Genomic DNA, 23859 nt, shown 5'->3' on the forward strand with positions numbered 1-23859 from the left:
CTCAAAATTTCTGCAAGTGCGCGCCGTCTCTACAGACCGCGTGCCTTGTGGTGTCTGCGTTACAGTAGTCTTTGAGTCGTTGCGGTCAGAATTAAAAAAGTTTTGACTAGCACAGCAGATCGCTTTAAACCTTTCACAAATGCGACATAGATTTGCGACAGTTCGTCGTCAAATTTGTGAGCGTCTGTGTCGCTGTGTACAATGACCACCCTTTTGCCCCCGCTAAGCCGGCGTACGTTCGGCGTGGAATGCAAGTGGTTGAATTGAAAAGAAATTTGCCTTGATAAGAGGCAGCCTGGTGAGAAAGTGTCTATGAAAGCAGGTCTGTACCAACCAGATGAATTCAAGGATAACTGCGGTTTCGGCCTGATAGCCCACATGCAGGGCGAGCCCAGTCATACCCTTTTGCAAACGGCCATCGAGGCCCTGACCTGCATGACCCACCGCGGTGGGATCAACGCCGACGGCAAGACCGGTGACGGTTGCGGTCTGCTGATTCAAAAGCCGGATGTGTTCCTGCGAGCGATCGCCCAGGAAACCTTCGGCGTCGAATTGCCCAAGCAATACGCAGTGGGCATGGTTTTCTTCAACCAGGACCCGGTCAAGGCCGAAGCCGCTCGCGAGAACATGAACCGCGAGATCCTGGCTGAAGGCCTGACCCTGGTCGGCTGGCGCAAAGTGCCGATCGACACCAGTGTCCTCGGCCGCCTGGCCCTCGAGCGCTTGCCGCAGATCGAGCAGGTCTACATCGGTGGTGAAGGCCTGAGCGATCAGGACATGGCGATCAAGCTGTTCAGCGCCCGTCGTCGCTCGTCCGTGGCCAACGCCGCCGACGTCGATCACTACATCTGCAGCTTTTCCCACAAGACCATCATTTATAAAGGCCTGATGATGCCGGCGGATTTGACCGCCTTCTATCCAGACCTCAGCGACCAGCGCCTGCAAACCTCGATTTGCGTGTTCCACCAGCGCTTCTCCACCAACACCCTGCCGAAATGGCCGCTGGCGCAACCGTTCCGCTTCCTCGCCCACAACGGCGAGATCAACACCATTACCGGCAACCGCAACTGGGCCCAGGCCCGTCGCACCAAGTTCACCAACGATCTGATGGATCTGGAAGAACTCGGCCCGCTGGTCAACCGTGTCGGCTCCGACTCCTCCAGCATGGACAACATGCTCGAGCTGATGGTCACCGGTGGCATCGACCTGTTCCGTGGCGTGCGGATGATCATTCCGCCTGCGTGGCAGAACGTCGAAACCATGGACCCGGATCTGCGTGCGTTCTACGAATACAACTCGATGCACATGGAGCCGTGGGACGGCCCGGCCGGCGTGGTCATGACCGACGGTCGCTACGCGGTGTGCCTGCTCGACCGTAACGGTCTGCGCCCGGCGCGCTGGGTCACGACCAAAAACGGTTTCATCACCCTGGCGTCCGAAATCGGTGTCTGGAACTACCAGCCTGAAGACGTGATCGCCAAGGGTCGTGTGGGGCCGGGCCAGATCTTTGCCGTGGACACCGAAACCGGTCAGATCCTCGACACCGACGCCATCGACAACCGCCTGAAGTCCCGTCATCCGTACAAGCAATGGCTGCGCAAGAATGCCCTGCGCATCCAGGCGACCATGGAAGACAACGATCACGGTTCGGCTTTCTACGATGTCGACCAGCTCAAGCAGTACATGAAGATGTACCAGGTCACGTTCGAAGAGCGCGACCAAGTGCTGCGCCCGCTCGGCGAGCAAGGCTACGAGGCCGTTGGCTCGATGGGCGACGATACACCGATGGCCGTGCTGTCCCAGCGCGTGCGCACGCCGTACGACTATTTCCGCCAGCAGTTCGCGCAGGTCACCAACCCGCCGATCGACCCGCTGCGTGAAGCCATCGTCATGTCGCTGGAGATCTGCCTCGGTGCCGAGCGCAACATCTTCCAGGAGTCGCCGGAACATGCTTCGCGTGTGATCCTCAGCTCGCCGGTCATTTCCCCGGCCAAGTGGCGCTCGCTGATGAACCTCGATCGTCCGGGCTTCGAGCGCGCGATCATCGACCTCAACTATGACGAGAGCGTCGGCCTTGAAGTCGCTGTGCGTAATGTCGCCGATCAGGCTGAAGAAGCCGTTCGCGCCGGTCGCACCCAGATCGTCTTGAGTGACCGTCACATTGCCCCGGGCAAGTTGCCGATCCACGCCTCCCTGGCCACCGGCGCGGTGCACCACCGCCTGACCGAAAAAGGCCTGCGTTGCGACTCCAACATCCTCGTGGAAACTGCTACCGCACGCGATCCGCACCACTTTGCCGTGTTGATCGGTTTCGGCGCTTCGGCGGTCTATCCGTTCCTGGCCTACGAAGTGCTGGGTGACCTGATCCGCACCGGTGAAGTGCTGGGCGACCTTTATGAGGTGTTCAAGAACTACCGTAAGGGCATCACCAAAGGCCTGCTGAAGATCCTGTCGAAGATGGGTATTTCGACCATCGCTTCGTACCGCGGTGCGCAGCTGTTCGAAGCCATCGGCCTGTCCGAGGAAGTCTGCGACCTGAGCTTCCGCGGCGTTCCGAGCCGTATCAAGGGCGCACGTTTCGTCGACATCGAAGCCGAGCAGAAAGCCCTGGCCGCCGAAGCCTGGAGTCCGCGCAAGCCGATCCAGCAGGGCGGCCTGCTGAAGTTCGTCCACGGTGGCGAATATCACGCCTACAACCCGGACGTGGTCAACACCTTGCAAGCCGCTGTGCAGCAAGGCGACTACAGCAAGTTCAAGGAATACACGGCGCTGGTGGACAACCGCCCGGTGTCGATGATCCGCGACCTGTTCAAGGTCAAGACTCTGGACAAACCGCTGGACATCAGCGAGATCGAACCGCTGGAATCGGTGCTCAAGCGCTTTGACTCCGCGGGCATCTCGCTTGGCGCTTTGTCGCCGGAAGCTCACGAAGCCCTGGCCGAAGCCATGAACCGCCTCGGTGCGCGTTCCAACTCCGGTGAAGGCGGCGAAGACCCGGCGCGCTACGGCACGATCAAGAGCTCGAAAATCAAGCAAGTCGCGACCGGCCGTTTCGGTGTCACTCCGGAATACCTGGTCAACGCTGAAGTGCTGCAGATCAAGGTCGCCCAGGGCGCCAAGCCCGGCGAAGGCGGTCAGCTGCCAGGCGGCAAGGTCAACGGCCTGATCGCCAAGCTGCGTTACGCAGTGCCGGGCGTGACCCTGATTTCGCCACCGCCGCACCACGACATCTATTCGATCGAAGACTTGTCGCAGCTGATTTTCGACCTGAAACAAGTCAACCCGAAGGCCCTGGTTTCGGTGAAGCTGGTGGCAGAAGCCGGTGTTGGCACCATCGCTGCCGGTGTGGCCAAGGCCTACGCGGACTTGATCACCATCTCCGGTTACGACGGCGGCACTGGCGCATCGCCGCTGACCTCGATCAAATATGCGGGCGCTCCGTGGGAACTCGGCCTGGCCGAAACCCACCAGACCCTGCGCGGTAACGACTTGCGCGGCAAGGTCCGGGTGCAGACCGACGGCGGCCTGAAAACCGGCCTCGACGTGATCAAGGCCGCGATCCTCGGCGCTGAAAGCTTCGGCTTCGGCACCGCGCCAATGATCGCGCTGGGCTGCAAGTACCTGCGTATCTGCCACCTGAACAACTGCGCCACCGGCGTCGCGACTCAGAACGAGAAGCTGCGCAAGGATCACTACATCGGCACCGTCGACATGGTGGTGAACTTCTTCACCTACGTCGCCGAAGAAACCCGTGAGTGGCTGGCCAAACTGGGCGTGCGCTCCCTCGAAGAGCTGATCGGCCGTACCGATCTGCTGGAAATCCTCGAAGGCCAGACCGCCAAGCAGCAACACCTGGACCTGACGCCATTGCTGGGCAGTGATCACATCCCGGCAGACAAGCCTCAGTTCTGCCAGGTCGACCGCAACCCACCGTTCGACAAAGGCTTGCTGGCCGAGAAAATGGTCGACATGGCCACTTCGGCCATCAACGACATGAGCGGCGCCGATTTCGCCCTGGATATCTGCAACTGCGACCGCTCCATCGGCGCGCGGATCTCCGGCGAAATTGCGCGCAAGCACGGCAACCAGGGCATGGCGAACGCGCCGATCACCTTCCGCTTCAAAGGGACGGCCGGTCAGAGCTTCGGTGTGTGGAACGCCGGCGGCTTGAACATGTACCTGGAAGGCGACGCCAACGACTACGTCGGCAAAGGCATGACCGGCGGCAAGCTGGTCATCGTTCCGCCGAAGGGCAGCGCCTACAAGACTCAGGACAGTGCGATCATCGGCAACACCTGCCTGTACGGCGCGACCGGCGGCAAATTGTTCGCGGCCGGCACCGCAGGCGAGCGTTTCGCAGTGCGTAACTCCGGTGCTCACACCGTGGTGGAAGGCACCGGCGATCACTGCTGCGAGTACATGACCGGTGGTTTCGTCTGCGTTTTGGGCAAGACCGGTTACAACTTCGGCTCAGGCATGACCGGCGGTTTCGCCTACGTGCTCGACCAGGACAACACCTTCGTTGACCGGGTCAACCACGAACTGGTGGAAATCCAGCGGATCAGCGGCGAAGCGATGGAAGCCTACCGTAGCCACCTGCAACGCGTGCTGAACGAGTACGTCGAGGAAACCGACAGCGAGTGGGGTCGTGAACTCGCGGAAAACCTCGATGACTACCTGCGCCGTTTCTGGTTGGTCAAGCCGAAGGCTGCCAGCTTGAAAACGTTGCTTTCCAGCACCCGTGCCAACCCGCAGTGATATGCGCCTGAACAGTTTGATGAGGTTTTAACAATGGCTGAACGTCTGAATAACGACTTCCAGTTCATCGACGTCGGGCGCAAAGATCCGAAGAAGAAACTGTTGCGTCAACGCAAGAAAGAGTTCGTGGAGATCTACGAACCCTTCAAACCCCAGCATTCGGCCGATCAGGCCCACCGTTGCCTGGGTTGCGGTAACCCGTATTGCGAATGGAAGTGCCCGGTGCACAACTTCATTCCGAACTGGCTGAAACTGGTGGCCGAGGGCAACATCCTTCAGGCCGCCGAGCTGTCACACCAGACCAACACCCTGCCGGAAGTCTGCGGCCGGGTGTGCCCGCAGGATCGTCTGTGCGAGGGTGCCTGCACCCTTAACGACGGTTTCGGCGCGGTGACCATCGGTTCGGTCGAGAAGTACATCACCGACACCGCGTTCGCCATGGGCTGGCGCCCCGACATGTCCAAGGTCAAGCCGACCGGCAAACGTGTCGCGATCATCGGCGCAGGCCCGGCCGGCCTCGGCTGTGCCGACGTGCTGGTACGCGGCGGCGTGACCCCGGTGGTGTTCGACAGGAACCCGGAAATCGGCGGTCTGCTGACCTTCGGCATTCCCGAGTTCAAACTGGAAAAGACCGTGCTGAGCAATCGTCGCGAAGTCTTCACCGGCATGGGCATCGAGTTCCGCCTGAACATCGAAGTGGGCAAGGACGTGTCCGTCGAGCAACTGCTCGAAGAATACGATGCCGTGTTTATGGGCATGGGCACCTACACCTACATGAAGGGCGGCTTTGCCGGTGAGGATCTGCCGGGCGTGCATGACGCGCTCGACTTCCTGATTGCCAACGTCAACCGCAACCTGGGCTTCGAAAAGTCGCCGGAAGATTTCGTCGACATGAAAGGCAAGAAGGTTGTGGTGCTGGGCGGCGGCGACACGGCGATGGACTGCAACCGTACCTCGATCCGCCAGGGCGCCAAGTCGGTGACCTGTGCGTATCGCCGTGACGAAGCGAACATGCCGGGCTCGCGCAAAGAGGTGAAGAACGCCAAGGAAGAAGGCGTGAAATTCCTCTACAACCGCCAGCCGATCGCCATCGTTGGCGAAGACAAGGTCGAAGGTGTGAAGGTGGTCGAGACCCGTCTCGGCGAACCGGACGCCCGTGGCCGTCGCAGCCCCGAGCCGATCCCGGGTTCCGAAGAGATCATCCCGGCCGACGCTGTGGTTATCGCTTTCGGCTTCCGCCCGAGCCCGGCGCCGTGGTTCGAGCAGTTCAGTATCCAGACCGACAGCCAGGGCCGTGTTGTGGCGCCGGAACAAGGTCAGTACAAGCACCAGACCAGCAATCCGAAAATCTTCGCCGGTGGCGACATGGTTCGCGGCTCTGACCTGGTGGTGACGGCGATCTTCGAAGGCCGCAATGCGGCTGAAGGGATTCTGGATTACCTGGGCGTCTAACCCGACGGTCCAGACCTGACAGGCAGTAACCCTGTGGGAGCTGGCCGGCCAGCGATAGCATCACCTCGGTCTGACTGATCACCGAGGTGGCCGCATCGCTGGCCGGCCAGCTCCCACATTGGTTTGCGGGTGTTGCTGAAATCTGCGTATTTGTTGCGACAAATTGACCCGATAGACAAAAGGCTGACCTGCAACCGTGCCTTTTGCCTCGCGCTCTGAGAAAATGCCCGCACTTTTTTTCCGGATGCCGACATGACTGCCCTGAAGAACGACCGTTTCCTTCGCGCCCTGCTCAAGCAACCCGTAGACGTCACCCCTGTGTGGATGATGCGTCAGGCCGGTCGCTACCTGCCGGAATACCGCGCCAGCCGTGCCAAGGCCGGTGATTTCATGAGCCTGTGCATGAACCCGGAGTTCGCTTGCGAAGTCACCATGCAGCCACTCGACCGCTATCCGCAACTGGACGCGGCGATCCTCTTCTCGGACATCCTCACCATCCCGGACGCCATGGGCCAAGGCCTGTACTTCGAAACCGGCGAAGGCCCGCGCTTCAAGAAAGTTGTCAGCACGATGGCCGATATCGAAGCCCTGCCGATTCCTGACCCGCACAAAGACCTCGGCTACGTGATGGACGCGGTCAGCACCATTCGCCGCGAACTGAACGGCCGTGTGCCGCTGATCGGTTTCTCCGGCAGTCCATGGACATTGGCTACCTACATGGTCGAAGGCGGTTCGTCGAAAGACTTCCGCAAGACCAAAGCCATGCTCTACGACAACCCGCAAGCCATGCACCTGCTGCTGGACAAGCTCGCGCAGTCGGTCACGTCCTACCTCAACGGCCAGATCATGGCCGGCGCGCAAGCGGTACAGATTTTCGACACGTGGGGCGGCAACCTCTCAGCGGCGGCGTATCAGGAATTCTCCCTGGCCTACATGCGCAAAATCGTCAGCGGCCTGATCCGCGAACACGAAGGCCGCAAGGTTCCGGTCATCCTGTTCACCAAGAACGGCGGCCTGTGGCTGGAAAGCATCGCCGACGCGGGTGCTGATGCGCTGGGCCTGGACTGGACGTGCGACATCGGCAACGCCCGCGATCGCGTCGGCAACAAGGTCGCGTTGCAAGGCAACATGGACCCGACGGTCCTCTACGCCAAACCGGAAGCCATTCGCACCGAAGTCGGCCGGATCCTCGCCAGTTATGGCAAGGGCAGCGGTCACGTGTTCAACCTCGGACATGGCATCACCCCGGAGGTCGATCCCGAGCATGCGGGTGCGTTCCTGCGCGCGGTGCATGAGTTGTCGGCGCAGTATCACGAGTAGTCATACCCGCGTTTCATCAAGCCTGTCCGGTCAACGCCGGACAGGCTTTTTTTATGCCTGAAAAACGTATGCCAGCCTGATGCGTTTCCATCTGTAAGAAATTCCTCTCTCTTTGTCAGATGAGTGAAGAGAGAGATCAATCCTCATGTAAGCGAAGACTTGTCCTACATAGAAAACGCGTTCATCCCGGTAAGGTTCCAGCCCTTCGTTTGGTGCCGCACACCGAGCGGCACTACGAACAGTGGCGCCCGCAAGGCGCCTTAATTTTCGATAAGTAGTCTGGAACGCAGTGATGAAAAAAAATTTCCACAAGGGAGGTGCACTAACCGCATGCGCCTCTCCAATGATCCTGTTATCGGCAATGTTGGCGTCTCAAACTGTTGCTGCCCATGGCTATCTTGAAGTGCCACCTTCGCGGGCATTGCTTTGCCAGAAAGGCTTGAACACCCACTGTGGCCCCGCGCAATACGAACCTCAAAGTGTCGGCGAAACGTTCAAAGGCTTTCCGGCGGGTGCAGGTGGTGCTCCTCTGCAAGGGCCGATCGACGGCAAGATTCCGAGTGGCGGTCATCCATCGTTCTCCGCGATGGATGCCCAGTCCGCCACCCGTTGGCATCTGACGGAAATCAAGGACCGCAACATCGATTTCCAATGGCGCTACACCGCGGTTCACCCGGCAACCAAACACGAATACTTCATCACTCGCAACGGCTGGAATCCGAACGAGTCGCTGAAACGGGCCACCTTTGAAAGCACGCCGTTCTGCACCATTGAGGGTGGTAATCAGAAGCCTGGATCGGGTGACAAGCACAACTGCACCATCCCGACAGACAAGTCCGGCCAGCATGTGATTCTGGCGGTCTGGACGGTTGGAGACACCGACGCAGCGTTCTACAACCCGGCCGATGTGAACATTATTGCCGAAGCAGAGTTGCCGGGTGGCTGGTCTTCCGTTGGCGGTATCGCACCGTCGACCGAATTGCTGATCGGCGACAAGGTCAAGGCCCGTGCATTCTCCGCCAATGGCGTTAGCCCGGATTACGACGTGGAAATCGCCATCGCCACTGCCGAAGAAGGCTTGCCAAACAACTGGGCGTTCAAACTGGCAGAAAAGATCAACGCCACTCACACCCTCATCCGCGCCGGTATTCGTGGTGAGAGCGGCAACATCGAACCGGTCCGGGGTAACAACACCCTTTATGCCCAAAAAGAAAGCGGCGTGACCCGTTTCGAAGTTCAACTGGACATGAAGGAAGACGCTGCAGCACGCATGTCGGTAGCTTCTCAGCAAGCTGAATACGTTCTGGAAAAAGGCCTGGCCAAGGTCGGTTTCAGCATGATCTCCAATCGCAAGATGAACGTTGAAGCGACCTTGTTCGATGAGAACAACAAGCCGGTCGGCACCACCTCTGCACAGGTGGACAGCGGCTCGACGACGTTGACCCTGGATGTGCGCAGTAACCCTGGCCAACACACGCTGACACTGGTCGGCACCACCCTGGATGGCCGTACCACTCGCCAGGATACCCAGCCGACCAACATGACCGGTGAAGGCGCTGGCGTCGAGCATGACTTCGTGTTCCCTGAAGGCCTCGGCGAATACACCGCCGGTACCAAAGTGCTGCAACCGAAGACCAACGAAGTCTTCGAATGCAAGCCGTTCCCCGAGTCCGGCTATTGCAAGCAATACAGCCCGACCGCCAATGGTTTTGAACCTGGCGTAGGGGCGCACTGGCACATGGCGTGGGACAAGCTTTAAGCCCGCCGTAACCCTTCAGGCGATCCGCGAATGGATCGCCTGAGGGTTCATCCTCTTGTAGAAAATCGAGTTGAAAAATGACGGTTTTGGGTTATTCCACCCAACGCGTATGGCTGCACTGGTTATCGGTGGCACTCATCGCCTGGACCCTGATTTTCGGCTTTTATGTGGCCCGCGTTCGAAGTGAGCGACTCGAGTGAGCAGGCGCTTGAGCACACTCTGCCTGCTGGTTATGTCCGCAGGTTACGCAACGTTTCTGGCGTGGCAGGAGTGGGGTTTTCGCAAAACTCTCGCCCCGCCGTTGTCGTTCGCTGCGACCTTGCCGGCGCCAACGCCCCGTGCGCCCCTCGATACCACAGCGGTCGCAACGGTGCTCGGTCTGGCGACTGAAACCTCGTTGCTGCCCAGTGCCGAAGCGCTGACCTTGCAGGCCAGTTTTGTCCTCGACACAGGCTTGTCCAGAGCGTTGCTGGCGGACGCTCAAGGCTCACGGATTTACCAGGTGGGGGATCAGTTGCCGGGCGGCAGCGTCCTGCGTCGCGTCGAGGTAAATCAAGCGGTGTTGTGGAACAAGGGTCGAGAAGAGGTGCTGACGTTGCAGAGCTCTTCCGCGAGTTTCCTGCGCCAACTCGACTCGCCATCCCAACCACCGACACCGGTCAGTTCTACGCGTTTTCTACGCCCTCTTTCCGGGCAGTCAGAGTGATCACACCCATGAACAGCTTCATCGGCGCGTATCCCTTGCGCATCCTTCTTTTTCTGGTGGCTTTGGCGACGACGTTCTTTCATGACACGTTGCAAGCCGAGGAAGAAAAATGGCAACTGGCGATGAACAATGCCGAGTTGCGCGACATCGTCGAAGAAATCTCGAACATTCTCGGGACCACAGTGGTGCTCGACCCCAGAGTCTCCGGGCGCATCACCGTCATGTCCCGCCAGGCCCTCGATCGCGAGGGCGTTCGCCGGTTGTTTTATTCGGTACTCGATGCCCATAACTTTACGGTGATCGACGAAGGTGACCGCATTCTGATCACGCCGGTCACCGAAGCGAAAACCCGTGCAGGCCAGAGCACCGGGACAAACGTCACGGCATCGCAGTTTGTCACCCGGGTCATTGAATTGAACACCAGCAGCGCCTCCGATATTGCCGGGCTGGTCCGGCCGCTGGTGTCGGTCAATGGTTACGTCGGCCCGTCGGTGTCGGCGAATGCGCTGGTCGTCACCGATACGGCTGCCAATGTGGGTCGTATTGCCAAGGTTGTGGGTCAGCTGGATGCGGGGCAGAACAACCTGCATGCCGTGGTGCAGATGCATCACGCCCAGGCCGCCGACGTGATGACGATCATTGAGTCTTCACTGGGCAAGCGCACCGCCGATACGTCGATCCAGGTGCTTGCCGACACCAGAACCAATCGACTGATCCTCATTGGTCCACCGTCGGTGCGTCAGCGCCTGATCGACCTCGCACGCAGTCTCGATACGCCCGCCACTGCATCCCTCGACAATGCCCGGGTCATCCGTTTGCGCCACAGCGATGCCAAGCAATTGGCCGACGTTCTGGAAATGATGGGGCAGGGCCGAAAACAGGCATCGAACCTGGGCGCCGTGAAGGATGGCTCGTCCGGCGCGACGTTCATGATCAAGGCCGACGAAAGCCAGAATGCGCTGGTGCTGATCGCCGAGCCCGCGCAAATCCGCACCATCGAAAACATCGTGCGCCAGTTGGACCAGCCCCGGGCCCAAGTGTTGATCCATGCCGCTATCGTCGAAATCTCGGGAGACATCGCCGAAGCCGTAGGCGTGCAGTGGGGCATCAGCAGCGGCGACGCGAAAGGCTTTATCAACTTCCCCGGCACCGATATTCCGATCATTGGCGGGCTGACTTTCGACGAGAAAAAATCGGCGCCGGAAGGCGCGCTCCTGAAACTGGGCAATGACCGTTTTGGCGCGTTGATTTCGGCGTTGGCCAGCAATACCCATAGCAATCTGCTTTCCACGCCGAGCCTGTTGACCCTGGACAATCAGGAAGCGGAAATCATCGTCGGCCAGAACGTACCGTTCAAGACCGGGTCCTACGCCACCAACAGCAACGGGGCGGGCAACCCGTTTACCACCGTCGAGCGCAAGGACGTCGGCATCAGCCTGAAGATCAAGCCGTACATCAACGAAGGTTCGACGTTGCGCCTGGAAGTGGAGCAGGAGGTGTCGGACATTGCGCCGTCGGTGTCAGGAATCGATTCTTCCGACCTGATCACCAACAAGCGTGCACTCAAGAGCACCATTCTCGCCGACGATGGCGAGATCATCGTGATCGGCGGTTTGATCCGCGACAGCGTTCGTACCCAGCAAAGCGGCGTGCCGCTGCTGCGCAATATTCCTTACCTGGGCGCGCTGTTTCGCTGGACCCGGGATACGCAAACCAAAAGCAACCTGATGGTCTTTTTGCGGCCCACCATCGTGCGCAGCAAGGAAGATCTGGCGGATGTAAGCCAACAGCGATACGACGCGCTGCGCAAGCTGAGCCAGCCGGGGGCGCACGGGAACAACTCGTTATTGCTACCGGCAGAATCGCGCCAGTTGTTCGACCCGGCCCCTGATGCGCCGGTGTTTGATTTGCGCAAGCAGACCCCGGTTTCGCCATGAGCGGAAAAATCGAACAGTTGCCCTTCGGTTTCGCCCGGCGTTTCGGTGTTTTGCTGGCGAGCGAGGGGCCCGATTCGAGCCTGGTGCTGCGAGCCGATACGCCGCTGACAGCCCTGTCGGAAGCACGCCGGATGTGCGGGTGGAATCTGCCGATCCAGGTGCTGGATGCAGAGGTCTTCGCAGCACGTCTGGCCGCTGCTTACCGTGACGGTCAAAGCGCGGCGGAGCAGGTGGCCCAGGGCCTGGATGACGAACTGGATCTGCTCAGCCTTGTCGATCAGGTCCCGCAGACCGCCGACTTGCTGGAACAGCAGGGCGACGCGCCGATCATCCGGCTGATCAACGCCCTGCTCAGCGAAGCCGTGCGCGAGCAGGCCTCGGACGTGCACCTTGAAACCTTCGAGCACACTCTGTCGGTGCGCATGCGGGTCGACGGGCAGTTGCGCGAAATGCTCAGGCCGCGGCGTGAATTGGCGACGTTGCTGGTGTCGCGGATCAAGGTCATGGCGCGTCTGGACATCGCTGAAAAACGTATCCCGCAGGACGGTCGAATGGCCCTGCGACTGGCCGGGCACGAAGTCGATGTGCGGGTCTCGACATTGCCGTCGGCGCACGGTGAGCGGGTGGTGCTGCGGTTGCTCGACAAACAGGCCGGGCGCCTGGAGTTGCAGCGACTCGGCATGCCTCCCGACACCCTCGCGGCGTTGCGCCAGTTGCTCGGAAAACCCCACGGCATTCTGCTGGTGACCGGGCCCACCGGCTCCGGCAAGACCACCAGTCTGTATGCCGCGCTGAGCAGCCTGAATGACCAGACGCGCAACATCCTGACGGTCGAAGACCCCATCGAATATCACCTGCCGGGTGTTGGGCAGATGCCGGTCAATCCGAAAGTGGACATGACCTTTGCCCGAGGCTTGCGGGCGATTCTGCGTCAGGATCCGGATGTGGTGATGGTCGGCGAAATCCGTGATCGCGAAACGGCGGAAATCGCCGTCCAGGCCTCGCTGACCGGGCACCTGGTGCTCTCGACGCTGCACACCAACAGCGCGGTGGGCGCAGTGACACGGCTGGTGGACATGGGGGTTGATGCCTACCTGCTCGCGTCGTCGCTGGTGGGCATCCTGGCTCAACGTTTACTGCGTACGTTGTGCCCGCATTGCAAGGCGTCGTTTCGCGCCGATGCGGCCATGTGTCAGCGTCTCGGGCTCGATGTGGCGGCGCCACCGCAGCTCTTCAGCGCCGTGGGGTGTGAGCAGTGCCAGCACGGTTATCGCGGGCGTATCGGGATCTACGAACTGATCAGCGTCACGCCGGCCGTGTCGACGCTGATTCATCAGGGCGCCAGTGAGCAGGCGTTGATCGATGAGACGCGCAAGGTCTCCCGCAGTTTGTTTCAGGACGGTCGGCAACGGGTGCTCGACGGCGTGACCAGCCTTGACGAGTTACTGCGCGTGACTCAGGAGGACTAGCGAGTGCCGACGTTCGAATACCGCGCTGACGATGCCCAGGGCCGACGCTGCAAGGGCCGACTGGAAGCCGACAGCCCGCGTCATGCACGACAGCTGATGCGCGAGCGCGGTTTGTGGCCGCGTGAATTGAATGAGGTCAACACGGGCGGCGCTACCGGTGCGCAACCGCGCAGTGGGCGGCTGGGGGCGGCAGAACTGGCGCTGTTGACGCTGCAGTTGTCCACGCTCGTTCAGGCGGGTCTGCCCCTGGAAGAAGCACTGGAAGCAGTGACCAGACAGAGCGCCAGGCGCAAGGTCGCCGGCCTGTTGTCGGCGGTCCGCAGCCGGGTGATGGAAGGGCATGCCCTTTCAACCGCGCTGGGGCTGTTTCCCAAGGCGTTCCCCGAGTTGTTTCGCGCCACCGTCGCGGCCGGCGAGCGTTCCGGGCACTTGGGTCATGTGCTCGAACAGCTGGCGGCTTACACCCAGGCGCGCCAGGCATCGCGGCAGAAAATCCAGATGGCCTTGGTCTACCCGATGATCCTGATGCTGGCGAGCGTGGCGATCGTGGGTTTCCTGCTCGGTTATGTGGTGCCGGACGTGGTGAAAATCTTCGTCGACAGTGGCCAGCCGTTGCCTTGGCTGACGCAGGCGCTGATCGGGTTGAGCGACGGTCTGCGTAACCATTTCCTGGCATTGATGGGCGTGCTGGCGACGTTGATCGGCCTCTGGCGCTGGAGTTTGCGCCAGCCGCCCTGGCGCCTGCGCTGGCATCGCCTGGCCTTGAAGCTGCCGGTAGCCGGTGAGGTGCTGCGGGCGATGGAAGCCGCGCGGTTTGCCAGCACCCTGGCGATCCTCGGAAAAAGCGCCGTGCCGCTGGTGGACGCGCTGGAAATCGCTGCCGCTGTCATCGGCAATCTGACCATTCGTGCGCGCATGGTCGATGTTGCCCGCTCCGTACGTGAAGGCGGAACCCTGACCCGGGGCCTGGAACTCAGCGGCGATATCCCGCCGATGATGCTGCACATGATCGCCAGCGGCGAGCGCGCGGGCGAACTCGATCACATGCTGGTAAGGGCCGCCGAACAGCAGGAAAACAGCCTGGCGGCGCGCATCGCGCTGGTTGTGAGCCTCTTTGAACCGGCCATGCTGGTGCTGATGGGCGGCGTCGTGCTGCTGATCGTCATGGCCATTCTTCTACCGATACTCAGCCTCAACCAATTGGTGAATTGATCCATGCAACCTCTACGCAGCAACTCGCGCCGCGGGCAACGCGGTTTTACCCTGATCGAAATCATGGTGGTGGTCGTGATCATCGGCGTGCTGGGGGCCATCGTGGTGCCGCAGTTCATGAGCCGGCCCGACCAGGCCAAGGTCACCGCAGCAAAAATTGATATCCAGGCCATTGCCACCGCCCTGGAAATGTACCGCCTCGACAACTTCCACTACCCCTCGACGCAGCAAGGGCTGGAAGCCTTGAGCAAACGTCCTTCGGGCCTGCCGGCGGCGAGGAACTGGAACCCTCAGGGTTACCTGAAAAACCTGCCGGTCGACCCGTGGGGCACGCCCTATCAGTTTCTCAATCCTGGTGTGCAGTCGATCGACGGCAGCTACGACTTGTATTCCCTGGGCTCCGATGGCGTGGTGGGCGGCGAAGGGCATGCGACCGATATCGGCAACTGGGGCGACTGATTCATGCGCCAACGTTGCCGCGGGTTTACCTTGCTCGAGTTGATGATCGTGATCGTTGTGATCGGCGTGCTGCTGTGCATGGTGAGTCTGGTCGGCGGCCCGAATCCGGTGCGTCAGGCGCGGCACGAGGCGCACGGGATGGCAGGCCTGATTCAACAGCTGCGTGAGCGGGCGGTGCTGGATGGCGAGGAATACGGCCTGCGGATCAGTGACAGCGGTTACCGCGCGATGCGCCTCGATTCTCAAGGCTGGGAGCCGGTGGCTGCGTTTTACAAGTGGCCCGACACCTTGCGGTTACACCTTGAACAGGACGGGCATTCCCTGATGCTGGGTGCCGATGAAGGACTGCCGCAATTATTGATGCTCAGCAGCGATGAAACCAGCGCCTTTACGCTGACGTTCGCGACCCGGGACAGCACGCTCCTGAGCCTTTCGAGCGATGGACTGGGTGAGGCAGTGATTGATGGTTAAGGGCCTGTCTCGGGCACGCACGTGTGGATTCACACTGCTGGAAATCATGGTGGCCCTGGCGGTCTTCGCCACACTGGCGGCGGCCGTGCTGTCGGCGAGCCAGTACGTGTTGAAACAGACCGGGGCGGTCGAGGAACGCCTCTTCGCCACCTGGTTGGCCGATAACCATTTGAACGAACTGCGCCTGCAACCGGGGCTGCCCCTCGGTCAACAGCAGCGCGTGGTGCATATGGATCGCCGCGACTGGCTGCTGCGCCAGCACATCAGCGCATCGACTGACCCGCGTCTGCTCAAGGTCGACGTTGACGTCAGCCTTTCCGGTCGCGAACAAACACTGCACCGCGCCAGCGGCTGGATACCTGATCGTCATGAATAGGCAATCCGGTTTCACCTTGCTGGAACTGGTGATCGCCATGGCGATATTCGCTTTGCTCGGCCTGGCCAGTTGGGGCTTGTTCGATGGCGTCGTGCGTGCACAGCAGGGCACGACAGCCCACGAGCGTGAGTTTCGACGCCTGCAACGGGCGGTGGCGGTGATTGAGCGGGACGTGTTGCAGGTTACCGAACAGCCAGTCGTGCTCCAGCCAATGGGGCTGCAGTTGCAGCGCAGCCACTGGCGCAATCCTCTGGACCAGCCCCGCAGCGAGCGCCAGACACTGACGTACCGACTCGAAAACGGTGTGCTGTGGCGTGAAAGCCAAGGCGAGGGCACGCCCCTCATGCAACGGCAACGACTGCTCGACGATGTGCGGGACGTAAGCTGGCGTTTGTTTGATCGTCAAACCGGATGGCGCAGCGAGGGGCCGTCGGGGCGAGACGCGAAGGCACCGATGGCAGTGGAACTGCAAGTGTCGGCAGGCCGTTTCGAGGCGATCCGTCGGGTGTTGCTGTTGCCGGGCGTCTTGCCATGAACGGGCGTCAACGGGGCATCGCGCTGATCAGTGTGTTGCTGGTCATGAGTCTGGCGTTGTTGATCACCAGCGGCATGCTGCGCAGTCATCGACTGTCGTTGCAAGGCAGCGGGCAAGCGATGCATTACGTTCACTTGCGGCAACTGGCGGGTGCCGGTGAAACCTGGGCGCTTTTACAGCTACAGGACGCCGCGCGTGCTTCGCAAAAAAACGTTGACCTGACCCAGGACTGGGCGCGGACGGCGCCCGACTTCGACATCGAGGGCGTGCAGTTGCGCGTCGATATCGAGGACCTCGCCGGGCGATTCAATCTCAATTCATTGTTGACCCAGGGGCAGATAGATCAGGTCACCCTTGATCGTTGGGGACGCTTGCTCGAGCTACTCGATCTTGCGCCGCTGCAATTGAGTCAGGTCGGCGCATTACAAGAACTGAGCCAGCTGCGCCTGCTTCCAGGTGTCGACGGCCAGCTGTTGCGTCAACTGGAGCCCTGGGTCGCGGTGCTTCCCACAGAGGCCGCGCTGAACATCAACACCGCGCCTGCGCTGGTATTGAGGATGCTCGATGGCGTGGAAGCGACGACAGCCGACGCGCTGGTCCGTCAGCAATCGGCCACTGCATGGGCGAGCGTTCAGGCCTTTACTCAAGACCCGCTGCTCTCCGGCGCAGGCGTGAGCAGACATGGGCTGGGCACCGGCAGCCGCTGGTTCCGGATCACAGTGCAGGTCATTCAGGGCCAAAACCGTTTGCGCCTGGCCACTGATGTCGAGCGAGACCCCGACACGCACCAATTCAAGATCCTGCAACGACGTCTTCTTCCTTCGAGTACCCATGAGATGCCGCGATGAACACCTGGCTTTACCTGACCGCCGAGGGCCTGACCGAGCCGTCGACCGACTGGCCGTGCTGCCTGTGGCCTTCGACCGGCCAACGCCAGTTCATGCCATTGAATCAAGCCGCGCAGTCACTGAACGGGCAGACGGTCGATCTGTTGTTGCCCATGGAAATGTGCAGTTGGGTGCGCAGCGATCCGTGGCCTTCCAGGCGTCAGCCCGCTGCGCAAGCCATTGCGTTTGCCGTTGAAGATCAGCTGAGTGACGCGCTGGAGAAATTGCACCTGGGCATTGGCGCTCGCGACCGGGAAGGGCGCTATCCGGTGATGGTGATCGGTCGAGAGCGATTTGCCGCTGTGCTCGCGCTGCTGGCGGAGGCGGGGGTTGGCGTCCGTTCTGTCTTTGTCGATGCCGATGTGTTGCCCGGGGCTCAGGCGGTCGTCGTGCGCTGGTTCGGTCGATGGTTGCTTGGCGGCGCAATGCCGGCTCGCGTGGCGGTGTCGGATGACGGGTTGACCTCGCTGAGACCGGCATTGCCCCCGGATATCCGGTGGGTCGACGAGCGTCACGATGCGGTCGATGTCGACCAGTGCCTGACCCTTCGCCACCCCCAGGCCATCAACCTGCTGCAAGGAGCATTCGCCCCTCGCGGCAAACGTCTGCCCTGGCATTTCGGTGGATTGGCGTTACTGATGCTATTGCTGCTGACCTGGGGTGCCAGCGCCACGCGAATCCATTTTATCGAGGGTGAAACCCGGCGGCTCTACAGCCAGAACGAGCAGCGGTTCAAGGCCCTTTACCCTGACCAGAGCCGCATCGTAGACCTGGCGACGCAACTCAAGGTGCTGCAGAACCAGACCGCCGAACCGGAGAAGACACGTATCGCCGGTTTGGTGGGGCTGATCGAGCAGGTCATCGGCGCGAGTCATGTTGAAGTTCAGCGTATCGAATTTCGTACAGGCGACGGCTGGAAAGTCCGGCTGACTGCCAACAGTTTTGCCGAGCTTGAGCAACTGCGTGAGCGCGGACGGCAGCAAGGTGTGCCGGTCAGGCTCGACAGTGCGAGCAGAGAGCGCAATCGGGTACAGGCGACATTGGTTGTGGAGGACAACTCATGAAAACCGTCTGGCAACGCCTGTCCAATCGTGAGCAGCGACTGCTGTTGGCCGTGGGCGTATTTTTGCTGGTTGTCGCGGTGTTCAGCCTGATCTGGCAGCCGACCCGTCAGCGTCTGGAAGCCGTCGAACGCGGTCATCAACAGCAACGGGCCTTGGCGGCGCAGTTGCAACGGGCGCAACCCCGAAGCACCGTTGCGGTCGTTGCTGACCAGCCCTTGTCGCTGCGTATCAGCGAAAGTGCCACAGCGGCGGGCCTCGAACTGCATCAGATGGATGCCGATAACGACTTGCTGCGTTTGACCCTCAGCGGTGATGCGAAGACGCTGCTGCAATGGCTGGATCGTGCTGAGCGGGATGGGGCTGTGGTGCAATCGCTGGTGCTGGAAAAGCGTGATGCGGTGCTTGAGGCGCGGGTGGTGCTCAGGTAGTTGCGGTGGGTTGGGATTGCCCACTGCGCAGGTGCCTGGGGGTTTTCACGAGCAGGCTCGCTCCCACAAGGGCCAGGGTCTAAACCTGTGCAGCCCCCGGCAGCGGCGGTAATTTTGCCAGTTTCAACGCGATCAACAACGCCACCACCAGCAACGCACCGATAAACAACCCGATCCCGTTCCATCCGCCCAGGTGCCAGAACACCCCGCCCGCTGTGCCGGCGATGCTCGACCCGGCGTAGTAGCTGAACAGATACAGCGACGAAGCCTGCCCCTTGGCTTTGGTGGCGCGGCGACCGATCCAGCTGCTCGCCACCGAGTGGGCGCCGAAGAAGCCGAAAGTGAAAATCAGCATGCCGATGATCACCATGGGCAGTGGCGTGAACATCGTCAGGGCCAGGCCGGCGAGCATCAGCACGATGGTGGCCCAGAGCACCTGGCGTCGGCCCAGCTTGTCGGCCAATGCACCGATTTTCGCCGAGCTGTAGATGCCCGACAGGTACACCACCGAGAGCAGCCCGACGAAGGCCTGGTCCATGTGGTACGGCTCGGCCAGCAGGCGATAACCGATGTAGTTGAACAGCGTGACAAACGCGCCCATCAACACAAAGGCTTCGAGAAACAACAACGGCAGGCCGGCGTCGCGAAAGTGCATGGTGAAGCCGTCGAGCAGGCTGCGCGGGTGCAGTGAGCGGGCGCGGAAGTTGCGCGATTCGGGAAGGATTTTCCAGAACACCGCCGCCGCGATCAGCGCCAGGCCGCCGATCACCAGCATCGCCGTGTGCCAGCTGACGAAGTCGATCAACACCCCGGTGATCAAGCGTCCGCTCATCCCGCCGATGGCATTGCCGCCGATGTACAGGCCCATCGCCAGGCCGATGTGTTGCGGATGGATCTCCTCGCTCAGGTACGTCATGGCGACCGCCGCCAGGCCGCTCAACGACAACCCGATCAGCGCGCGCATTACCAGCACGCCGTGCCAGCTCGGCATCATCGAACTGGCGATGGTGCACAGCGCCGCGGCAAACAGCGCCGTCACCATCACCGGTTTGCGCCCGACACGGTCGGAGATCGGGCCGGTGATCAGCAAGCCGATGGCGAGCATGCCGGTGGCCACTGAAAGAATCAGACTGCTCTGCGCCGCGTTGATGGAGTATTCGTGGGACAGCAGCGGCATCATCGGCTGCACGCAGTACAGCAGCGCGAAAGTCGCGAAGCCGCCGGAGAACAGGGCCAGCACCGTGCGCATGAACATCGGCGTGCCTTTTTCGATGTAGATTTCCTTGAGCTCAGCCACGGCATCATCCAGCGCGGCGGGCGGAACTTCATGGGCGAGTGGGGCGACAGCAGTTTTCAAGTCAGACCTCGGGGCAGGCAGCCGGTCAGGCAATGAAAAAAGCATATAGCTGCCTAATGATTCAATCCAATATATTGTTCGACCTGTTTAAGAGGTTTTGCGACCTAATGGGGTTTTCATGGAATTGCGTCACCTGCGCTACTTCATTGCCGTCGCCGAAGAACTGCACTTCGGCCGCGCCGCCCAGGTGCTGGGCATCTCGCAACCGCCGTTGAGTCAGCAGATTCAGGCGCTGGAGCAGGAGGTCGGCGCACGATTGTTCGAGCGTACCAATCGTCGGGTCGAGCTCAGTGAAGCCGGGCGATTGTTTCTGGAAGAGGCGCGGTTGGTGCTGGCGCAGGTCGACAAAGCCGCGGATGTGGCGCGACGGGCGCAGCTCGGTGAGTTGGGCGAACTCAAAATCGGTTTCACCTCGTCGGCACCGTTCAACTCGACCATCCCTCAGGCGATTTTTTCATTTCGCCAGCGTTTTCCGGCGGTGCACCTGAACCTGCGGGAAATGAGCAGCACCCAGGTGGCCGATGCGCTGGTGGACGAGTCGATCGAAGTCGGGATCATGCGCCCGTTAGGTTTGCCGGATTCGCTCAGCGTGGTGGAGCTGATGCGCGAACCGCTGGTCGCCGTGCTCAGTTCCAAGCATCCGCTGGTGCAGGACAGTGAAGCGGGATTGTTCCTGTCGGCGTTGGCGCTCGAACCGTTCGTATTTTTCCCGCGCAGTTATGGCAGTGGTCTGTATGCGCAGTTGCTCAGCCTGGCGCGGGACGCCGGTTTCAGCCCGCACTTTGCCCAAGAGGCGGGTGAGGCCATGACGATCATCGGTCTGGTGGCGGCAGGGTTGGGGGTGTCGGTGTTGCCGGCGTCTTATCAGCGGATGCGGATTGATGGCGTGGTCTATCGGCCGTTGCTCGACCCGGAAGCGGTTTCAGCGGTGTGGCTGGTGCAGCGCAAGGATCAGAAGTCGCCGATGGCCAAGGCGTTTGTGGAGTTGTTGACGCGTAAGGTAGAACCCCTCCAATCGTGACCGAACACAAACCTGTAGGAGCCGGCTCCTACAGTTTTTGCGTCGTGTCAGCGGTGGTTGTGGGACGTTTCCTAAGACGTGTTCCGGGAGGCTACAGTAGCTTGCGGCAGCGCCTACAACTACGCCAGAATCCGCCGGCTTGTGCGCTTTGGGAAGCATCGGTAACTTGATTCGTGTCACTGATTCCCAGTGATCGGGTTTAGTAGCCCGGTTTTCCTTCCCAAAAAAATGCACAAGCGTCGATCAGTCAGGCATACGCCTGCACTTGATGGTAGCTGTGCGCATGGCGCCCTTGGGTGCGCCGGATTTGGGTCGGTGTCCGGTCTACTAACTTGCGTACAGCTGCCACCCTTCCGTTTAGTAGCGAGACAGGTTGCAGCACTACTAACAGGAAGACCTTCCCAATGTCCAAGCCAACTCCGAATCCGCCGGATTCCGATCCGGTCACTCCATCCGTATCAACAGATTCCGAAACACGCCAACCAAGCAAAATCTTCCTCATCGCCCCCGACATCGACAACCAGACCCTACTCGAATACGCCTGTGAATCCCTGGCATCTGCCAACGTCATGGCGAGTGATTTCGCGAGGTATCTGGAGGGATCGCAAAGCAACACACTGCTGGGCATTCAACAATCAATCATGCTCGGGGAACTGGCGGTGAACCGGGTGCTGGATAACCTTGACCCACCCTAGCTCAGCACTCGATTGATCGTTCCGAGAGGGGCTTGTGAGGCTCTAAAGATCCTGGGCAACCAGGCCATCGCCGAGAACTCAACGTTTCTCACTGAGTGCTTCACACTCGGGAATCGGCGATGGCTTGGGACTGCCAAGGCACAGCGAGTACACCTGCTCCCAGTCTGCTTCAATTTCATCGAAGGGTACCCACGGCTTGGCCACCGAAAGAGTAATGAGATAGCGTTCTTCGGTCGGATTTCTGGAATCACTAAACTGTCCTAGAAGCAGCATTGCTTGATACTTGTCTCCTGCCTGCCAAAAGGATCTCCCTGATCGCTCACTGTCCCGAAGCCACGCTCGCCATTCGGGTGTATCGGCGATGGTGGGGTTGCTCCGCAGGCCCCTCGCCACCCAGCCTTTTTCGCGCCATTGGTTCTGTAAGTCGAGAACGACCTTAAGGGCATCGTCGAGCAGCAACGGTTCTATTTGAGGGGACATGCGGATGTCGTCAATGACATTGTCGTCGAACCCAACCGTGAAAAAGCGAGCCAGAGGCGTGACGAACCCGAACTGCGGGTCGATGAATCGCATTCGTGCATCCACCATAGGAACTCCGAGCCACAGGTGCCCACGGATTAACGGGCTAAAAGAGGCTGAAGAGCGATTACGCATCTCTTCATACGTTCCGCCTATCTCCACGGCGACTTCCGGTTCATCCCACAAAGGCTGTCTCAGTTGGTGTATGGCGGCCAGCGCCAAAACAGCCAGAAGCAACCAGCCTGCTCCTCGGCGCCAGCCGCGCAAGTTCATGCCTCGCCACCGGAGGCGATTTCTCGAATCGACTGCTCTAATGCCCCTCGGTTGCTGTCGTTTAGCATCTCATCGAACCTCGCCGCCGCCCGGAGTACGAAAGGCATGCGCTGCTTGATGTTCGACAAGTCCGCCAGCGGGTTGGAACTAAAGCCGATGGTGCGTTCGTCCTTAACGCTTTGGCATTGGCTCGTGAGGGTCAACTCGATAGCCTGAGCCACGCCAGAGGGAAAACCGGTCACGTAGGCAGCATGATTGGTACGCAGCAAGGCCACCAATTGCTGGTCCTCGTAAATGGCTGGCTGGAGGATATTGCGCTGCTCATGCCACGCCAGAAACTCCACGCTTTGGGCAATATCCCCTTCATCAATCAACTCGAAAGCACGAATGATTTCCTGATGAAATTGTCCAAAGCGGAGCTTTTTCTGCCCCGCAGGCCAAAGCACTGACCACTTCGGATGTCCGTAAATCCCCGCTCGCGCTTCCAGACATTTCTTCAACTCCTTCAAGCCTCGCTTCGCATAGAACTCATGCAGCGGGAAAATATCCAGAAACAGCGTGGTGTTCCCCAGTGCCATCATGTCGTACACATGCCGGAACTGTTGCTGCACCAACGACAAGTCATTTCCCTTGAAACGGAGATCTACGGACGGAACCGGGTTACGCGCATCGGCTTCTTTGTAGTCACGCAGCGCTTCGGCCTGTTCGGCCATCCTGTCAGCTGTAAACAACCCGAATTCACTACGGCTATCTCGCACGCGCTGTCGGGATTGATGTTCCGCGCCAATATGTCCAATGGTGTCCGCCGCATGCAGCAGTCCGCAGCCAACCTGCTTGGAAGCAAATGCAGCAAGCCCGGCCCACTGAAACCGCGAATCATGCAACCACAGCCGGGCATAGGCTGCGTTGATCACTCGGTTGCGTTCCACCGGATCAGCAATCAGCACGCCGCCAGGGGCAACGATGTCTTCGGCTTGGCGTTGGTAGATGCGCCAAAGGCATGCGCACGTGAGGATGGGGACCTTGGTCACCATGGTCTTGACGCCGTAAAGCAGTTCTTCTTTGCATTCACAGTCAGCAACGGGCGTGCTGTTGTGGTTCAGGCGCTGATTATCGCTGGGGTGTTCTTTGAAGCATTGGGTCATGGCTGGAGGGGCGCTT

At 60.4% G+C, this 23859-nt stretch carries 20 protein-coding genes; 17 read left to right on the plus strand and 3 right to left on the minus strand.

The window, feature by feature from the left end:
- Nucleotides 1-312: 312 nt before the first annotated feature.
- The 15 genes from gltB (at nt 313) to gspM (ending at nt 18833) form a co-directional block, all read left to right on the plus strand.
- Nucleotides 313-4758 carry a glutamate synthase large subunit gene (gltB, locus tag ACM6I5_RS26340; protein WP_414884972.1) on the plus strand — a complete coding sequence of 1482 codons (4446 nt, stop codon included), beginning with the start codon at nt 313-315 and terminating at the stop codon, nt 4756-4758.
- A 33-nt stretch (nt 4759-4791) separates the two neighbouring features.
- On the plus strand, nt 4792-6210 hold the full coding sequence (locus ACM6I5_RS26345; RefSeq protein WP_414879943.1) for an FAD-dependent oxidoreductase: 1419 nt from the start codon (nt 4792-4794) through the stop codon (nt 6208-6210).
- A gap of 252 nt (nt 6211-6462) precedes the next feature.
- Nucleotides 6463-7530: a uroporphyrinogen decarboxylase gene (gene hemE, locus ACM6I5_RS26350; protein WP_017336130.1), complete on the plus strand. Its 1068-nt coding sequence runs from the start codon at nt 6463-6465 to the stop codon at nt 7528-7530.
- A gap of 292 nt (nt 7531-7822) precedes the next feature.
- The gene (gene gbpA, locus ACM6I5_RS26355) at nt 7823-9289 is read left to right on the plus strand and encodes an N-acetylglucosamine-binding protein GbpA (protein ID WP_414884973.1); all 1467 of its coding nucleotides are present in this window, start codon (nt 7823-7825) and stop codon (nt 9287-9289) included.
- Between the two features lie 232 nt (nt 9290-9521).
- Nucleotides 9522-9995, plus strand: a complete 474-nt coding sequence (locus ACM6I5_RS26360) for a hypothetical protein (RefSeq protein WP_017336133.1) — start codon at nt 9522-9524, stop codon at nt 9993-9995.
- Nucleotides 9996-10003: 8 nt separating this feature from the next.
- On the plus strand, nt 10004-11932 hold the full coding sequence (gene gspD, locus ACM6I5_RS26365; protein WP_414884974.1) for a type II secretion system secretin GspD: 1929 nt from the start codon (nt 10004-10006) through the stop codon (nt 11930-11932).
- Nucleotides 11929-13401: a type II secretion system ATPase GspE gene (gspE, locus tag ACM6I5_RS26370; RefSeq protein WP_017336136.1), complete on the plus strand. Its 1473-nt coding sequence runs from the start codon at nt 11929-11931 to the stop codon at nt 13399-13401. The genes gspD and gspE overlap by 4 nt, the downstream gene beginning before the upstream one ends.
- 3 nt (nt 13402-13404) lie before the next feature.
- On the plus strand, nt 13405-14613 hold the full coding sequence (gene gspF, locus ACM6I5_RS26375) for a type II secretion system inner membrane protein GspF (protein ID WP_017336137.1): 1209 nt from the start codon (nt 13405-13407) through the stop codon (nt 14611-14613).
- Nucleotides 14614-14616: 3 nt separating this feature from the next.
- Entirely contained in the window at nt 14617-15072 is a 456-nt protein-coding gene (gspG, locus tag ACM6I5_RS26380; protein WP_017336138.1) for a type II secretion system major pseudopilin GspG, read from the plus strand.
- Nucleotides 15073-15075: 3 nt separating this feature from the next.
- Complete coding sequence (gspH, locus tag ACM6I5_RS26385; protein ID WP_414884975.1) at nt 15076-15543, plus strand: type II secretion system minor pseudopilin GspH; 468 nt, start codon at nt 15076-15078, stop codon at nt 15541-15543.
- Entirely contained in the window at nt 15536-15919 is a 384-nt protein-coding gene (gspI, locus tag ACM6I5_RS26390) for a type II secretion system minor pseudopilin GspI (RefSeq protein ID WP_031318301.1), read from the plus strand. Before gspH ends, gspI begins: the two co-directional genes overlap by 8 nt.
- Nucleotides 15912-16454 (plus strand): type II secretion system protein GspJ, encoded by a 543-nt coding sequence (locus ACM6I5_RS26395; RefSeq protein WP_017336141.1) that lies wholly within the window; start codon nt 15912-15914, stop codon nt 16452-16454. The genes gspI and ACM6I5_RS26395 overlap by 8 nt, the downstream gene beginning before the upstream one ends.
- Nucleotides 16451-17302: a type II secretion system protein GspK gene (locus ACM6I5_RS26400; protein WP_414884976.1), complete on the plus strand. Its 852-nt coding sequence runs from the start codon at nt 16451-16453 to the stop codon at nt 17300-17302. Before ACM6I5_RS26395 ends, ACM6I5_RS26400 begins: the two co-directional genes overlap by 4 nt.
- Nucleotides 17299-18405: a type II secretion system protein GspL gene (gspL, locus tag ACM6I5_RS26405; RefSeq protein ID WP_017336143.1), complete on the plus strand. Its 1107-nt coding sequence runs from the start codon at nt 17299-17301 to the stop codon at nt 18403-18405. The genes ACM6I5_RS26400 and gspL overlap by 4 nt, the downstream gene beginning before the upstream one ends.
- A complete protein-coding gene (gene gspM / locus ACM6I5_RS26410; protein ID WP_414884977.1) occupies nt 18402-18833 on the plus strand; it encodes a type II secretion system protein GspM in 432 nt (143 codons plus the stop codon). The genes gspL and gspM overlap by 4 nt, the downstream gene beginning before the upstream one ends.
- Nucleotides 18834-18912: 79 nt before the next feature.
- Here gspM and ACM6I5_RS26415 read toward each other — a convergent pair whose 3' ends face one another.
- On the minus strand, nt 18913-20142 hold the full coding sequence (locus ACM6I5_RS26415; protein WP_414879995.1) for an MFS transporter: 1230 nt from the start codon (nt 20140-20142) through the stop codon (nt 18913-18915).
- Between the two features lie 166 nt (nt 20143-20308).
- On the opposite strand from ACM6I5_RS26415, the gene ACM6I5_RS26420 reads away from it, so the two are divergent.
- Nucleotides 20309-21211: a LysR substrate-binding domain-containing protein gene (locus ACM6I5_RS26420; protein WP_414879951.1), complete on the plus strand. Its 903-nt coding sequence runs from the start codon at nt 20309-20311 to the stop codon at nt 21209-21211.
- Nucleotides 21212-21615: 404 nt separating this feature from the next.
- Complete coding sequence (locus tag ACM6I5_RS26425; RefSeq protein WP_017336147.1) at nt 21616-21906, plus strand: DUF6124 family protein; 291 nt, start codon at nt 21616-21618, stop codon at nt 21904-21906.
- A gap of 78 nt (nt 21907-21984) precedes the next feature.
- Here ACM6I5_RS26425 and ACM6I5_RS26430 read toward each other — a convergent pair whose 3' ends face one another.
- Together ACM6I5_RS26430 and ACM6I5_RS26435 are read right to left on the minus strand one after the other, a co-directional pair.
- On the minus strand, nt 21985-22698 hold the full coding sequence (locus ACM6I5_RS26430) for a hypothetical protein (protein ID WP_414884978.1): 714 nt from the start codon (nt 22696-22698) through the stop codon (nt 21985-21987).
- On the minus strand, nt 22695-23843 hold the full coding sequence (locus ACM6I5_RS26435; protein WP_414879954.1) for a DUF2515 family protein: 1149 nt from the start codon (nt 23841-23843) through the stop codon (nt 22695-22697). Before ACM6I5_RS26435 ends, ACM6I5_RS26430 begins: the two co-directional genes overlap by 4 nt.
- Between the last annotated feature and the right edge of the window lie 16 nt (nt 23844-23859).

Source organism: Pseudomonas sp. IT-P171 (assembly GCF_949767765.1).
GTDB lineage: Bacteria > Pseudomonadota > Gammaproteobacteria > Pseudomonadales > Pseudomonadaceae > Aquipseudomonas > Aquipseudomonas fluorescens_B.